General features: G+C 64.4%; 9 protein-coding genes and 2 pseudogenes. 7 read left to right on the top strand and 4 right to left on the bottom strand.

Features of this window, described 5'->3' with window-relative positions:
- The first annotated feature begins 15 nt into the window (after nt 1–15).
- A pseudogene (groL, locus tag WK25_RS25605) lies at nt 16–1,638 on the top strand (chaperonin GroEL).
- 117 nt (nt 1,639–1,755) lie between these two features.
- The gene (locus tag WK25_RS25600) at nt 1,756–2,034 is read left to right on the top strand and encodes a hypothetical protein (RefSeq protein ID WP_040141178.1); all 279 of its coding nucleotides are present in this window, start codon (nt 1,756–1,758) and stop codon (nt 2,032–2,034) included.
- Between the two features lie 27 nt (nt 2,035–2,061).
- Here the strand turns inward: WK25_RS25600 and WK25_RS25595 are convergent, their stop codons facing one another.
- Together WK25_RS25595 and WK25_RS25590 are read right to left on the bottom strand one after the other, a co-directional pair.
- Nucleotides 2,062–2,580: a ferritin-like domain-containing protein gene (locus tag WK25_RS25595; protein WP_040141177.1), complete on the bottom strand. Its 519-nt coding sequence runs from the start codon at nt 2,578–2,580 to the stop codon at nt 2,062–2,064.
- A gap of 63 nt (nt 2,581–2,643) precedes the next feature.
- The gene (locus WK25_RS25590; RefSeq protein WP_069243096.1) at nt 2,644–3,549 is read right to left on the bottom strand and encodes a manganese catalase family protein; all 906 of its coding nucleotides are present in this window, start codon (nt 3,547–3,549) and stop codon (nt 2,644–2,646) included.
- 252 nt (nt 3,550–3,801) lie between these two features.
- Between WK25_RS25590 and WK25_RS25585 the strand changes: the two genes are divergently transcribed.
- Complete coding sequence (locus WK25_RS25585; RefSeq protein ID WP_156789100.1) at nt 3,802–4,302, top strand: low affinity iron permease family protein; 501 nt, start codon at nt 3,802–3,804, stop codon at nt 4,300–4,302.
- A gap of 92 nt (nt 4,303–4,394) precedes the next feature.
- Complete coding sequence (locus WK25_RS25580) at nt 4,395–5,678, top strand: Nramp family divalent metal transporter (RefSeq protein ID WP_040140152.1); 1,284 nt, start codon at nt 4,395–4,397, stop codon at nt 5,676–5,678.
- A gap of 173 nt (nt 5,679–5,851) precedes the next feature.
- Here the strand turns inward: WK25_RS25580 and WK25_RS25575 are convergent, their stop codons facing one another.
- Together WK25_RS25575 and WK25_RS25570 are read right to left on the bottom strand one after the other, a co-directional pair.
- Complete coding sequence (locus tag WK25_RS25575) at nt 5,852–6,127, bottom strand: hypothetical protein (protein WP_040140150.1); 276 nt, start codon at nt 6,125–6,127, stop codon at nt 5,852–5,854.
- Nucleotides 6,128–6,526: 399 nt separating this feature from the next.
- Nucleotides 6,527–7,174 (bottom strand): hypothetical protein, encoded by a 648-nt coding sequence (locus WK25_RS25570; RefSeq protein WP_059547269.1) that lies wholly within the window; start codon nt 7,172–7,174, stop codon nt 6,527–6,529.
- A gap of 231 nt (nt 7,175–7,405) precedes the next feature.
- On the opposite strand from WK25_RS25570, the gene WK25_RS25565 reads away from it, so the two are divergent.
- The 3 genes and pseudogenes from WK25_RS25565 to WK25_RS25555 all read left to right on the top strand — a co-directional run.
- Nucleotides 7,406–8,740, top strand: coding sequence for an NAD(P)/FAD-dependent oxidoreductase (locus WK25_RS25565; RefSeq protein WP_069243095.1), 1,335 nt, complete (start codon nt 7,406–7,408; stop codon nt 8,738–8,740).
- Between the two features lie 60 nt (nt 8,741–8,800).
- The gene (locus WK25_RS25560) at nt 8,801–9,895 is read left to right on the top strand and encodes a potassium channel family protein (RefSeq protein WP_040140144.1); all 1,095 of its coding nucleotides are present in this window, start codon (nt 8,801–8,803) and stop codon (nt 9,893–9,895) included.
- Between the two features lie 443 nt (nt 9,896–10,338).
- Nucleotides 10,339–14,013: pseudogene (locus tag WK25_RS25555) on the top strand (filamentous hemagglutinin N-terminal domain-containing protein); the annotation flags it as partial.
- Nucleotides 14,014–14,023 lie beyond the last annotated feature (10 nt).

The raw sequence follows: 14,023 nt of genomic DNA, 5'->3' as shown, positions 1-14,023 counted from the left end.
TCCGGAGCAATCAAAATGGCTGCAAAAGACGTGAAATTCAGCGACGGCGCGCGAAGCCGGATCGTCAAGGGCGTGAACGTCCTGGCCGATGCCGTCAAAGTGACGCTCGGGCCGAAGGGGCGCAACGTGGTGATCGAGCGCAGCTTCGGCGCGCCGGTGATCACCAAGGACGGCGTATCGGTCGCGAAGGAAATCGAGCTGAAGGACCGCTTCGAGAACATGGGCGCGCAGATCGTCAAGCAGGTTGCGTCGAAAACCGCCGACGTGGCCGGCGACGGCACGACCACCGCCACCGTGCTCGCTCAGGCGATCGTGCAGGAAGGCATGAAGCATGTGGCGGCCGGCATGAATCCGATGGATCTGAAGCGCGGCATCGACAAGGCCGTCGGCGCGGTGCTCGACGAACTGCGCAAGCTGTCGCGGCCGATCTCGACCCACAAGGAAATCGCGCAAGTCGGCGCCATCTCCGCGAACTCCGACGAGGCGATCGGCAAGATCATCGCCGACGCGATGGAGAAGGTCGGCAAGGAAGGCGTGATCACGGTCGAGGACGGCAAGTCGCTCGACAACGAACTCGACGTGGTCGAAGGCATGCAGTTCGATCGCGGCTACGTCAGCCCGTATTTCATCAACGATCCCGACAAGTAGGCCGCGTACCTCGACGACGCGCTGATCCTGCTGCACGACAAGAAGATCTCGAGCATTCGCGATCTGCTGCCGATTCTCGAAGCGGCGTCGAAGGCCGGCAAGCCGCTGCTGATCGTCGCGGAAGATGTGGAGGCCGAAGCGCTCGCGACGCTCGTCGTGAATGCGATGCGCGGGATTCTGAAGGTCGCCGCCGTCAAGGCGCCGGGCTTCGGCGACCGGCGCAAGGCGATGCTCGAGGACATCGCGATCCTGACCGGCGCGACGGTGATTTCCGAAGAAACCGGCAAGCAGCTCGACAAGGCCACGCTCGACGATCTCGGCCGTGCGAAGCGCGTCGAGGTGCGCAAGGACGAGACGATCATCATCGACGGCGCGGGCGACGCGGCGCGCATCGACGCGCGCGTGAAGTCGATCCGGGTGCAGATCGACGAGGCGACGAGCGACTATGATCGCGAGAAGCTGCAGGAGCGTGTCGCGAAGCTCGCGGGCGGGGTCGCGGTGATCAAGGTCGGCGCGGTGACGGAAGTCGAAATGAAGGAAAAGAAGGACCGTGTCGACGACGCGCTCCACGCGACGCGTGCGGCGGTCGACGAAGGGATCGTGCCCGGCGGCGGGGTCGCGTTGCTGCGTGCACGCACGGCACTGTCGGACCTCAAGGGGGCGAACGCCGACCAGGACGCCGGCATCCGGATCGTGCTGCGCGCGCTGGAGGCCCCGCTGCGCGTGATCGTGGCGAACGCAGGCGAGGAGCCGTCCGTCGTGATCTCGAAGGTGCTCGAAGGCAACGGCAACTTCGGCTACAACGCGGCGACGGGCGAGTACGGCGATCTCGTCGAAGCCGGCGTGGTCGACCCGACCAAGGTCACGCGCACCGCGCTGCAGAATGCCGCGTCGATCGCCGGCCTCGTGCTGACGACGGATGCGACCGTCGCCGAAGCGCCGAAGGAAGAAAGCGCCGCGCCGGCGGCGTCGCCGGAACTCGGCTATTGATCCGCACCGCAGGCAACGCCTGCGGTGATCGATCCGCCGCTGGCCGGAGCGGCACTGTTCGGCGCGCGCGACAATGGGGCGCGCGCGCCGTTTTTTGCGTTGTTGGCGACACCGATCATGAAACTCGAACTGCTGATCGATTCCAGGCCGCTCGCGATCGAGATCGACGACGTGGTGGCCGGGCTGCTCGTGGCTCGGCTCGGGCTTGCGCCGGACGGCGATCATCGCGACGCGATCGCGCGTTACCTCGGCGAAGCAGCCGGGCCGTGGACGCTCGACGACGACCATATGCGCAAGCGCGTGATGCGCCGGCTGATTCTCGATGTTGCCGATCCGACGCTCGTGATCCAGTATCTGATGGCCGATCAGCCCGATTCCGGCGCTGCGGGCGCCTGACGCTTGCCCGTCGCGCCGGAAGTTCGGCTATCGCTTCGCCGGCGCGTCCGCCTGATCCCGCGCGAGATAGGTGCGCACCACGCCTGCCATGTTGTGCTCCAGCCAGGCGGCCATCGCCTGTTCCTCGGGCAGGATCCGTTCGCAGATCTCCATCGTCTCGCGGTCGCCGACGAATCGTGCGGCCTCGATCAGGTTGCGATATGCGGCGATTTCGAAGTGTTCGAACGTGTAGCTGGCCATCCCGCCCTTGACTATCTCGTCGGTCGCGAACATGCCGGCCAGGCCCTGCACCCATGCCATCGTCTTCGCGCCGACGTCCTTCATCGTCGACACCGAGCCGCCGCGCCGCTCGATGCACGTGCGCAGAAGTCGCGCCTGTTCGCGCGTTTCCTCGATGTGCTGCTCGATGCGCCGCTTCAGATCCGGATAGTGATCGATCCGGCCGGCCATCGACGTGAGCATCGTCTCGGCCTGTTCTTCCATGGCGTGCGCGTCGCGCAGCCAGTCCATCAGATGTTCATCGCCTGCAGTCGTGTCGCTGGTCATTGCGTTCTCCATTTGGGGACGAAGAGGCGCCCGTCTCGACGAGCAGGCGCCCGACGTTGACGTTCATGCGCCGTCCGGCTTGCCGGCGGCGCCGTTCTGCGGAATCGGCGCACCGGCGCCGAGTTCGGCGCCGGTTTTCGGATCGCTGTCCGGATCCGACGCGAGCCGCTGGGCCATCGCTTCGATCGCGTCCGCCTGGCGTTGCTCCAGCATGCCTTCCGGAATGCCGGTGCCGCCGTCGACGGCCGGTTCGGCCGGGCGGATCTCGAGGTCGCCGCCGTGGTTCCACGGACCGACCAGCGGCTGCGCGTCCGGCTGCATCCGGAAATACACGCGGTCATACGGCTCGACCGGCGGCAGCTTGCCCGGCGGGAAGTTCGCGGTGATCGCGTACAGCGCCTTCTCGAACGACTTCTGGTGCGACACCTCGCGCGTCATCAGGAAGCCGAGCGCGTCGCGGATGCCCGGATCGTCGGTCACGTTGATCAGCCGTTCGTAGATGATCTTGGCGCGCGCTTCGGCCGCGATGTTCGAGCGCAGGTCGGCCGTCGGTTCGCCGATCGTGTCGATGTACGCCGCCGACCACGGCACGCCGCCCGAATTCGTCAGCGGCGAACCGGCGCCGTACAGCAGTTGTGTCACGTGGCTGTCGTTGCCTGCACCGTGCAGCTTGCGGTAGAGCTCGGCCTGTTCGTCGACCGCCTCGGCGAGTTCACCCTTCGCGCCGCGGTTCAGCATCGCGACCAGCGAGCCGATCACCTCGAGGTGACTCAATTCCTCGGTCGCGATGTCGAACAGCATGTCCTTGCGGCCCGGATCCTCTTCGGTGATTGCCTGCGTGAAGTAGCGCATCGCGGCGGCGAGTTCGCCCTGCGGTCCGCCGAACTGTTCGAGCAGCAGGTTCGCGAGCCCGGGGTTCGGTGCGTCGACGCGCACCGTGTACTGAAGCCGTGTGTTGTGGATGAACATGGAATCTCCATAAAAGAGGTTGCGCGAAGTTCGCGGTGTCGAAACAGCACGACGCGATCAGCACGAAGCGGTCCCGCGCGCGAAGAACGGCGCGGTACGCGAATCGCGCGCCGCAGGCACGCGCGATGCTCGGCGCTCCGGGCGGCACGTGCGGGCGACACCGTAGGGTTTGCTTCGTCCTGTCGCGCAAGACGCGTGCGTCGGCGCACCACGGGCGCCGCGACGACTTTCGATTCCGGAGACGACATGCAAATGGACAACGAATCACGCGGCGGGGAGCCGAACCAGCAAGGTGCCGGCGGGACCGATGCGCGCGCAGCCGGGAATCCGGTGACGCGCGCATTCGAGCGCTTCGCGACTGGCGTGACCGCATGGGCCGGCTCGCCCGTCGCGTTCGGCTCGGCGGTGGCGATCACGGTCGTGTGGCTCGCATGCGGGCCGATCTTTCATTACTCGGATGCGTGGCAGCTCGTGATCAATACCGGCACGACGATCATCACGTTCCTGATGGTGTTTTTGCTGCAGCGTAATCAAAACCGCGACAGCGTCGCGCTTCATCTGAAACTCGACGAACTCGTCGCGGCAACGCGCTCAGCGAGCGATCAGCTGATCGGGATCGAGAATGCGTCGGAGGAAGAGTTGCGCCGTCTGGCGAACGCATATCTGGAACTCGCGAAGCGCGCAGCCGTCGACGGCCGCGCGGCGGCATGCGACGCACCCGATGCGGCGCACGAGCCGAGCGGCGTGTCGTGACCGGCGACACACGCTGCCGGGCTTACAAGCGGTTGTCATTTGGATTGCATCGGCCATGCCGCGGGCGACGCCGATTTCTCGACGGAGGGCGGATGACGACGCTCGACAGGAACGCGCTGACCGAGCGCACTGCGACGGGCATGCGCGAGGTGTTCGCGGGCAGACGACGCGGACCGGGTGCCGCGCTGCTGTTCGCCGGGCCGGCGGTCGTCGCGTCGGTCGCGTACATGGATCCCGGCAATTTCGCGACCAACATCCGCGCCGGTGCGCAGTTCGGTTACGCGCTGCTCTGGGTCGTGTTGCTGGCGAACGTCATCGCGATGCTGTTCCAGGCGCTGTCGGCGAAACTCGGCATCGCGACCGGCCGCAACCTGGCGGAACTTTGCCGCACGCATTTCCCGCGGCCGGTGGTCGTCGGGATGTGGGTCGCGAGCGAGCTGGCTGCGATGGCGACCGAACTCGCGGAATTTCTCGGTGGTGCGATTGCGCTTGCGCTGCTGTTCAAGCTGCCGACCCTTGCCGGGATGGGCGTGATGGCCGTCGCGACTTACGGCATTTTGCTCGCCGACCGCAACGGCTTCCGGCCGATCGAGATCGCGGTCGGCGTGCTCGTCGGCGTAATCGGCCTGTGCTATCTCGCCGAGATGTTCATCGCGCCCGTCGCATGGGCCGAGGTCGGGCTACACGCGGTCGTGCCGGAGTGGCCGCGCGGCGAGGCGCTGACGATCTCCGTCGGCATCGTCGGCGCGACGATCATGCCGCATGCGCTGTATCTGCATTCCGGGCTCACACAGCGGCGCGTGGCGGGACTCGACACGGAGCAGCGCCGGATGATGGTGCGTTTTTCCAATTGGGAAGTCGTCGTTGCATTGTCCGTTGCCGGCGCCGTCAACATGGCGATGGTCGTGATGGCGAGCGCGGCGTTTCACGCGGGCTATCGCGACGTCGCCGAAATCGGCACCGCGTACCGGACGCTGACGCCATTGCTCGGAGCGGCTGCGGCAACGTGCTTTCTCGTGTCGTTGATGAGCTCCGGCATATCGAGCTCCGTCGTCGGCACGATGGCCGGGCAGATGATCATGCAGGGGTTCGTCGGCTTCCGGATTCCGGTGTGGCTGCGCCGGCTCGTCACGATGGCGCCGGCATTCGTCGTCGTCGGGTTTGGCGTCGATTCGATGCAGGCGCTCGTGATCAGCCAGGTCGTGTTGTCGTTCGTATTGCCGGTGCCGATGCTTGCGCTCGTGTACTTCACCGGCCGCCGCGACATCATGGGCACGTTCGCGAACGGACGCGCGACGCGCTGGGCCGCCATCGGCGCGATGCTCGTCATTGGTATGCTGAATATCGTTTTGCTCGCGCGCGAACTGTCGCAGTGATGTTGTCGCAGCGACGGGGTATTTTCTCGAAAATCGAATAACGATTCGCGAGCCATTTGAATAAGCGGGCGGGCGGAAAATATTGCGTGCCGGCAACGAGGCGACATGTCTTTTTTGCCGCGGCCTATGAAAAAGAAGGGAGCAGGCCCGCGTGGGGCGGCGGGCCCGGGCGCTTAGCGCGCTTTCAACATTTCGTCCGCGAGGCGATACGCGCCGAGCGCGCGCTTGGATTCGTAGTCGGCGATTGCCGAGACGTTGCGGCCGGCGTCTCGCGACAGCAGTCCCTGCAGCGCTGCCGCAGCGAAGAAATCGCGCAGGCCGGGTAGCGGCTGCTCCGATTCCGGCGCGGCCGGGACCACAGGATCGGGCTTCCAGAACACCGGCGACGGCGGAGGAGCCTTGTGTACGGAGGCAGTTTTTTTGGTGCTCACATCCTGGGACAACGACATCTTTCTTCCCCTTCGATCAGGTGTCAGTTGGCGAAGCTACATGAGGTCCTCGTTTACATGGCCGGCATATTTTTTCGTGTTTTGAGAAGTACTAACGACAGATCGACGCGAATATTGGCCGGTAACATTTAATTCGTCAAAGGAAAAAATTGGTTCCAGCCGCTTGTGCTTATTGAGCACGATTTGTTCCCGGCACAATGAAAAGCAATGCTTGACGAGTAAAACGATATCGATGGTATGCCCGCGCAGGTGACGTTGTAATGACGCGCGCAATGTGCGATGGCGCACTGAAGGCTTGTCCGTTTTTGGTATGGACCAGAAGCGGCAATTGAATTGGATACCGAAGTATTACGCTCGCATTACCGAGACCATTCATTCGTCGCGGCGGACTCGCTCGCGTTACGCGGGCTTGTACGTAAAGGGTTCGCCGTCCTCACGCTCGACGGACAGCAGACGCTTCAGCTGATCGAGCGCGAACAGCTGGTTGCCGTCGGCCGCCGCTTCGGCGATCGCGGCGTCGACGAGCTTCCTCGCTCGCGCGAGGATCACCGATCGCTGACGCACGATCTCGAGCACCATGCGCTGTTCGATGCTCTGCCGGTTCGATTGCCTGTCGCTCAAGTGACGCCAGCGATCGCGAAGCTCCGCCCAGGTCACGCGTTGAAATTCCGGAATCGTGCCCGGCAGCGTGCCCGCGCAGGCCGGATCGGGCTGGGCGCGCAATTCGCAGCGCAGTGCGTTGCGCGCGCGCCATTCGTCAGAAAACGGCGCATAGACGTCGCGCGGGCGGCCGATCGGATTGGCGCGTTCGATTTCCTTTTCGAGCAGGTAGCTGAGCCGCCGAAGCGCGGAACCATGCGCGAGCATGTCCGGATCGAGCACGCGGATTCGCCGCGCAGCATCGGCGACGTGCGCACGCAATTCCCACAGCGTCAGTCGCAGGTGCTGCACTTCGAGGATCAGCCGCTGCACGTCTGCATAGGTGCACTTCGTCCACCATTCGGTGAGGTCGTTCAGCTTCGGAGGATCGAATGGGGGGAGAATCATTTTTGCTGCGCAGGCACTGTATGGATATACAGTTTATCGCGCGGTAACATAGCGCCGTCAAGCCGAAAAAATGGGGACGGCCGCGACGCACGATTGGCCGGTTGCGGCGCCGTGCCGCGCCCGTTTCCGTTCCCATTCGGCCGTATCCGGAACCTGACAGCCCAGATCGGGCGCCCGTCATCGCGCACGCCGACGGCGGCGCCCGACGTATCGCGACGCCAACAGAGAACAATGACGACAACTTATCCGCTGCATCATGCATTGACCGACGCCGGTACGGCGTTCCCGGCCGAAGCCGACATCGTGATCGCCGGCGCCGGCATCATGGGCTGCGCAGCCGCGTACTATCTCGGCCTGCGCGGCCTGAAAGCCGTCGTCCTCGACAAGTCGCGCATTGCCGGCCAGCAGTCCACGCGCGCATGGGGCTTCGTGCGCCAGCAGGGCCGCGAATCCGCCGAAGTGCCGTTGATGATGGCAGGCATGCGGATCTGGGAAGGGCTCGAGCAGGCGCTCGGCTTCGATCTCGAATGGCGGCAGGGCGGCTGCCTCTACATGGCGGACAACGAAGACGACTGGGCGTCGTTCCAGGCGTGGCTCGCCGTCGCGCGCGAGCACGGCCTCGATACGCGTACGCTGTCGCGCGCCGAGATCGACGAGCGCGTGCGCGGCTTGTCCACGAGTGCGCGCACGTTCGGCGGGCTGTATACCGCGACCGACGGGCAGGCCGAGCCGCGTCGTGTGGCCGCTGCGTTCGCCGCCCGCGCGGTCGAAGCGGGCGCACGTTTCTTCGAAGGCTGCGGCGTGACCGCGATCGAAACGGCCGGCGGTGCGGTCGCCGGCGTCGTGACCGAACGCGGCACCATCCGCACGCGACGCGTGATCTGTGCGGCCGGCGCGACGAGCTTCCGGCTGCTCGACGGCGTCGGCATCCGGTTGCCGCAACAGGCGGTGCGCGGCACCTGCATGCGTACCAACGTGCTGCCCGAAGTGTCGGCGGCGACGATCTGGGGGCACGGCCTCGGGATCCGTCAACGCAAGAACGGCGCGATCAATCTCGCGGACGACATGCAAGTCGACGTCGAGCTGACGCTCGGCCATTTGCGCGGCCTGAGCCTGTTCTGGCCGGAGTTCTGGTCGCAGCGCGAAAAATTCCGCCTGCGTCTGAATGGGGCCGCGTGGCGCGATGCGTGCATGCGCATCGGCGGCGGCATCGGGCCGATCGAGCCGCGCGATCCGCAGCCGCAGCCGAATCGGGCGCATGCGCCGCGGGCGCTCGCGAAGCTCAAGGCGATTTTTCCCACACTGAAGGACGCGCAGATCGTCGAGGCGTGGGCGGGCCTGATCGACGTGCTGCCCGACGGGATCCCGGTGATCGACGCGCCCGGCACGCCATCCGGGCTCGCGATCGCGACCGGATTCTGCGGACACGGGTTCGCGATGGGGCCGATCGTCGGCCGGTTGCTGGCCGAATGGGTCGATACGGGCGCGCCGTCGCTCGATCTGTCGGCGTTCCGCGCGCGGCGTTTCGTCGACGGGACGATGGTGCGGCCGCGCAGCATGCTGTAGCGCACGCGCGGCTGTGTTCGCGCCGTAGAATCGAGCCCGCATTCGTCAGGAGAATTTCCGTTGGCCACGCCTTCCGCCAAGCGCCGCTCGTTGCGCTTACGTCTACGCCGTGCGCGCGATCCTTGGCAGGCGCCGCGTGCACGCACGCTGTTCACACGGCCCGCGACGTCGCCGCGGCGCACGTTGTTGTTTCGCCTCGGCGTAGTCGTGCTGCTGTGCATGCTCGCGTTTCTGGTGTTGTATCTCGACCGCGACGGCCTGCGCGATTCGACCAAGAGCACGCCGATGAGCGTCGCCGATCTCGTGTACTTCACGATGGTTACGGTCGCGACGGTCGGCTACGGCGACATCGTGCCCGTTACCGCGCGGGCGCGCCTGATCGATGCCTTCTTCATCGTGCCGATCCGCATCGGCATCTGGTTCATCTTCCTGGGCACGGCGTATCAGTTCGTGATCCAGCGCGTCATCGAGGAATTCCGCATGAAACGCCTGCAGAAGCAACTGTCCGATCACATCGTCGTGTGCGGCTACGGGCTGTCGGGGTCGATCGCCGTGCGCGAGCTGCTCGAGAGCGGTGTCGATCCGTCGACGATCATCGTGATCGATGCGCAGCAGCAGGCGCTCGAAGCCGCGACGTCGCTCGGCGTGACCGGGCTGCTCGGCGATCCCGCGCACGAGGATCTGCTGCAGCAGGCGCAGGTGCGCGCCGCAAAGGCCGTGATCATTTCGGTGACCGACGATCCGACCGCGATCCTGCTGACGCTGTCGGTGCGCAGCATCGCGCCCGACACGAAAATCGTCGTGCGGATCCAGGAGAACCTGTATCAGCGGCAGTTGCGCCAGGCGGGCGCGGACGTGATCGTGTCGTCGACGAAGATCGGCGCGCTGCTGCTGGCCGATGCGGTGCATAGTCGCTACATCGTGCCGTTCGTCAACGACATGCTGTCGACGCGCGGACGCGCGACGCTGCTGGAGCGCGAGGCGCTGCCGCACGAAATCGGCTGCATGACGAACGTCGTGCCGGGGGCGATCGTCGTCGGGCTCGATCGCTGCGGAAAGATTCATTCGTTCTATGAGGATCCGCCGTGCCGGATCGAGGCGGGGGATACGCTTGTCGTGATTCAGTCCGCGAGGATTCCGGATGCGGATGTTTGATGATGCGTATGTTTGAACGAATAACTACGGCTGTCGTCGGCACGCGCGATGCAGTAAGCAAGTGTGAGACGAATGAATTGCTGTCGTACGGAGGATGTTTCAGACGCGTCTGATAGCTGACCTATTTTGAATGTAATTTCGATGGAAATTTCGGTCGATCACGGGCCTCGCGCGAATTTGATCTCGAAATTGTGCCGGCGAATTTCGAGATGACGGATGAGGTAATATTCGGCCGATTGTCGCGGGGCGAATACCATCGATGCTTCGAATAGCGAGATTGCCGATCGGCATACTCCTGTCCGGTTGTGCGGCGGGGAAGCCTTCGCACGTCACAATTCGTCGCTTCTCGGCAACGCTTGACACTTGTTGACGCTGTTCTATTAGATTTCGTGCGATGTTCGAGACCCGGGAGAGCGGATCGGGCGAATCGCGAGTAGACCAAAATCACGAATAAAAACAATTACCGGCTGGTATTCAGCCGCGTGCGCGGTATGTTGGTTGCGGTGGAGGAAACCTCCAGTGCGTCAGGCAACGCAGGGCGGGGCGAAATCGGTTTCGCCGTTCCGTCGCCGTACGCATTCGCAAGCTTCACGCTTCGTCATGTGGCACTCGCCGTACCCGTTGCGGCCGGTGTGATGCCGATATGGGCCAATGCGCAGGTTGTTGCGGGCGGCGCGCACGCCCCGTCCGTGATCCAGACACAGAACGGACTTCAACAGGTGAACATCAACCGCCCCGGCTCGTCGGGCGTGTCGATGAACACTTACAACCAGTTCGACGTACCCAAGCCCGGGATTATTCTCAATAACTCACCGATTAACGTCCGGACTCAACTGGGCGGCATTATCGGCGGCAACCCGAATTTCCAGGCCGGCGACGCGGCGCGTCTGATCGTCAATCAAGTCAACAGCAACAACCCGAGCTTTATTCGCGGCAAAGTCGAGATCGGGGGCGCAGCCGCGCAACTCGTGATCGCGAATCAAGCCGGTTTGGTCGTCGATGGCGGTGGCTTCATCAATACGAGCAGAGCCACGCTGACAACCGGCAATCCGAACTTCGGGCCTGACGGCTCGCTCGCGAGTTTCAACGTCAACCAGGGCCTGATTTCGGTTGTCGGCGCGGGACTCGACACGGCCAATGTCGATCAGGTGGATTTGTTGGCCCGTGCCGTACAAATTAATGCCAAGGCTTACGCGAAGACGCTGAATGTGGTCGCCGGATCGAACCGGATCGACTACAACAGCCTGAACGCCACACCGGTCGCGGGCAACGGCCCCGCGCCCACCATCGCGATCGATGTTAGCCAGCTCGGTGGTATGTACGCGAACAGGGTGTTTCTCGTTAGTTCCGAGAATGGAGTCGGTGTTGCGAACGCGGGCGACATCGCGGCACAGGCGGGTGATTTGACGCTGCAGGCAAACGGTCGTCTCGTGCTCTCGGGCCACACCAATGCGGCCGGCAACATGTCGCTGTCGGCCTCGGGTGGCATTCAGAACAGCGGCGTCACGTATGGCAAGCAATCGGTCACGGTCAACACTGGCGCTGCTGATCTGACCAACAGCGGCGCGCTGACCGCCCAACAAAACCTGACCGCTAACGTAGGCAGTCTCAACTCGACGGGCACGCTCGGCGCAGGCATCAACGTCGACAGCACGGTCGGCACGAGCGGCGATCTGAACGTCACGAGCAGCGGCCAGTTGACCGCGACGGGGACCAACAGCGCGGCTGGCAACGCGACCTTCACCGGTAGCGGCGTCGATCTGTCGAACAGCGCAACGGCCGCCAACGGCAACCTCGCGCTGACCGCGACGGCGGGCGATGTGAACCTGACTGGCTCGACCGCCAGCGCCAAGGGCGCCGTGAGCGCACAGGCGAGTGGCACGGTCATCAATGACCGGGGCAATCTGTCCAGCGGCGCGGGTATGACGCTTGGCGGCGGCAACCTGTCGAATCAGGGTGGCCGCGCCAATTCGCAAGGTCCACTGTCGGTGCAGATGGCCGGCACCGTGTCGAACCAAAACGGCATGCTCAGTTCACAGAGCACGGCCGACATTCGCGGGAGTGCGATCCAGAACAATGCAGGGCTGATTCAAAGCGCGGGCAAGCAAACGATTGCTGGCGCATCGGTCGACAATTCGGCAGGCCGGCTGATTTCCCTGAACGCAGACGGCCTGTCGGTGACTGCAACCGGCGCACTCACGAACGCGGCCGGCGCGAACGTGAGCGGCGATCCGGGCGGCGTCATCGGCGGCAAGGGCGACGTGACCGTACAGGGGAACACGGTCACGAACAGCGGCTCGATGTCGGCCGACGCGAACCTGCACGTGATTGGCCAGAGCGTCGACAACGGTAATGGCGCGCTGCACGCCGGACAGACCACCACCGTCGACGCCGGCAATCATTTTTCGAATGCTGGCGGCCGGGTTGAGGGGCAAAGCGCCGTGTTGAACGGCGCGACGCTGGACAACTCCCAAGGCACGGTCAATGCGGTGTCGGTCTCGCTGAACGGTTCGACGCTGCTGAACCATGGCGGTACGGTCACGCAGACCGGCACCGGCCCGATGACGGTCGCGATCACCGACACGCTGGACAACTCGAACAACGGTCTGATCCAGTCGCGCAGCACGGACTTGTCGCTCACGCCTGCGGCGCTGATCAACGACAACGGCGGTACGATCACACACGTCGGCACGGGCATGCTGACGGTTGGCAACGCTTCAGGCTCCGTCAGCAACAAAGCGGGCTCCATCGCCAGCAACGGCCGAACCGTCCTGCAAGGCAAGACGATCGACAACTCGGCCGGTTCCGCGTCCGGCCAAACTGGCCTGAGCGTCAACGCCGCCGACTCGGTTACGAATCTGGGCGGCAAGCTCACGTCGAACGCCAACGTCGACGTGACCGCAGGTGGCGCACTGGTCAACGACGGCGGTGAACTCGGCTCAAAGACGGCAGCGACGACGATTCAAAGCGCCTCGCTCTCGAATCTGAACGGCAAGATCGTCTCCCCCACGCTGACGGCCACTGTCGCCGGCTCGATCGACAATAGCCAGAACGGCGACATCGAAGCCAATCAGCTTGCGTTGACGGCCGCGAACCTGAAAAACCAGAGCGGCCACATTTCGCAATGGCAGAGCGGCCCGACCACACTCGCCGTCTCTGGCACGCTCGACAATTCGAACGGCGGCGTCATCCAGACGAACAGCACGGACCTGACGCTCGCGCCGGCCGTTCTGGACAACTCGAAGGGCACCATCACGCACGGCGGCACCGGCACGCTGACGCTCATGCCCGGCAACGGTGCGGGGTACTTGAGAAATATCGGCGGCACGATCGGCTCCAACGGACAGGCCATCGTGAAGGCCGGCAGTGTGGACAATGGTAGCGGCGTCATCGCTGCGAAACTGGGGCTCGCAGCCACGATCGCCGGGGCGATGAACAACGCTCAGGGGCTGATGCGCTCGAACGCGGCGCTGTCGATCGTCAGCAACGGGGCGCTGTCGAACCAGCAAGGGCACATCGAGGCGGGCACGGCAGGCGATATGAGCACGCTGTCGATTCAGGCCGCGTCGATCGACAACACCGATGGCGCGGTGCACGACTTCGGCACCGGCAAGATGAATGTTCAAGGCGTCAGCCAGATCGTGAACAGTCACGCGGGCGGTGTCGACGGCATGGGGCAGATGACCGGTCAGGGCGACGTGACAATCGGTGCGGCTTCGATCTCGAACACGCAGGGCGGCCAGTTGATGGGCGCGAACCTGCTGATTCAAGGCAATACGCTGGACAACTCCGGAGGACAGGTCGGCAACGTCGCGAACGCCACGGGCGACGTGAACGTCGCGATGTCGGGCGCGGTGACGAATACCAACGGGTCGATCACCTCAACGCGTGACCTGTCGGTAGCGGCTTCCACGCTGCTCGGCGGCGGCGCATACAGCGCGGCGCGCGATGCGACGATCAACCTGCAGGGCGACTTCACGACCTCGCCGCAGACACAATTCAACATCGGTCGTGATCTGACGTTCACGTTGCCGGGCATGTTCGCCAACAGCGCGAACCTGCAATCGGCGTGCAGGCTAATTTCGAATCGAAGCTCACGCCTGGTAGTAGGCCCATTAGCAACGGACA

Source organism: Burkholderia latens (assembly GCF_001718795.1).
In the GTDB taxonomy this organism is placed as follows: Bacteria; Pseudomonadota; Gammaproteobacteria; order Burkholderiales; family Burkholderiaceae; genus Burkholderia; species Burkholderia latens_A.
This window is presented reverse-complemented; position numbering and strand designations above follow the sequence as displayed.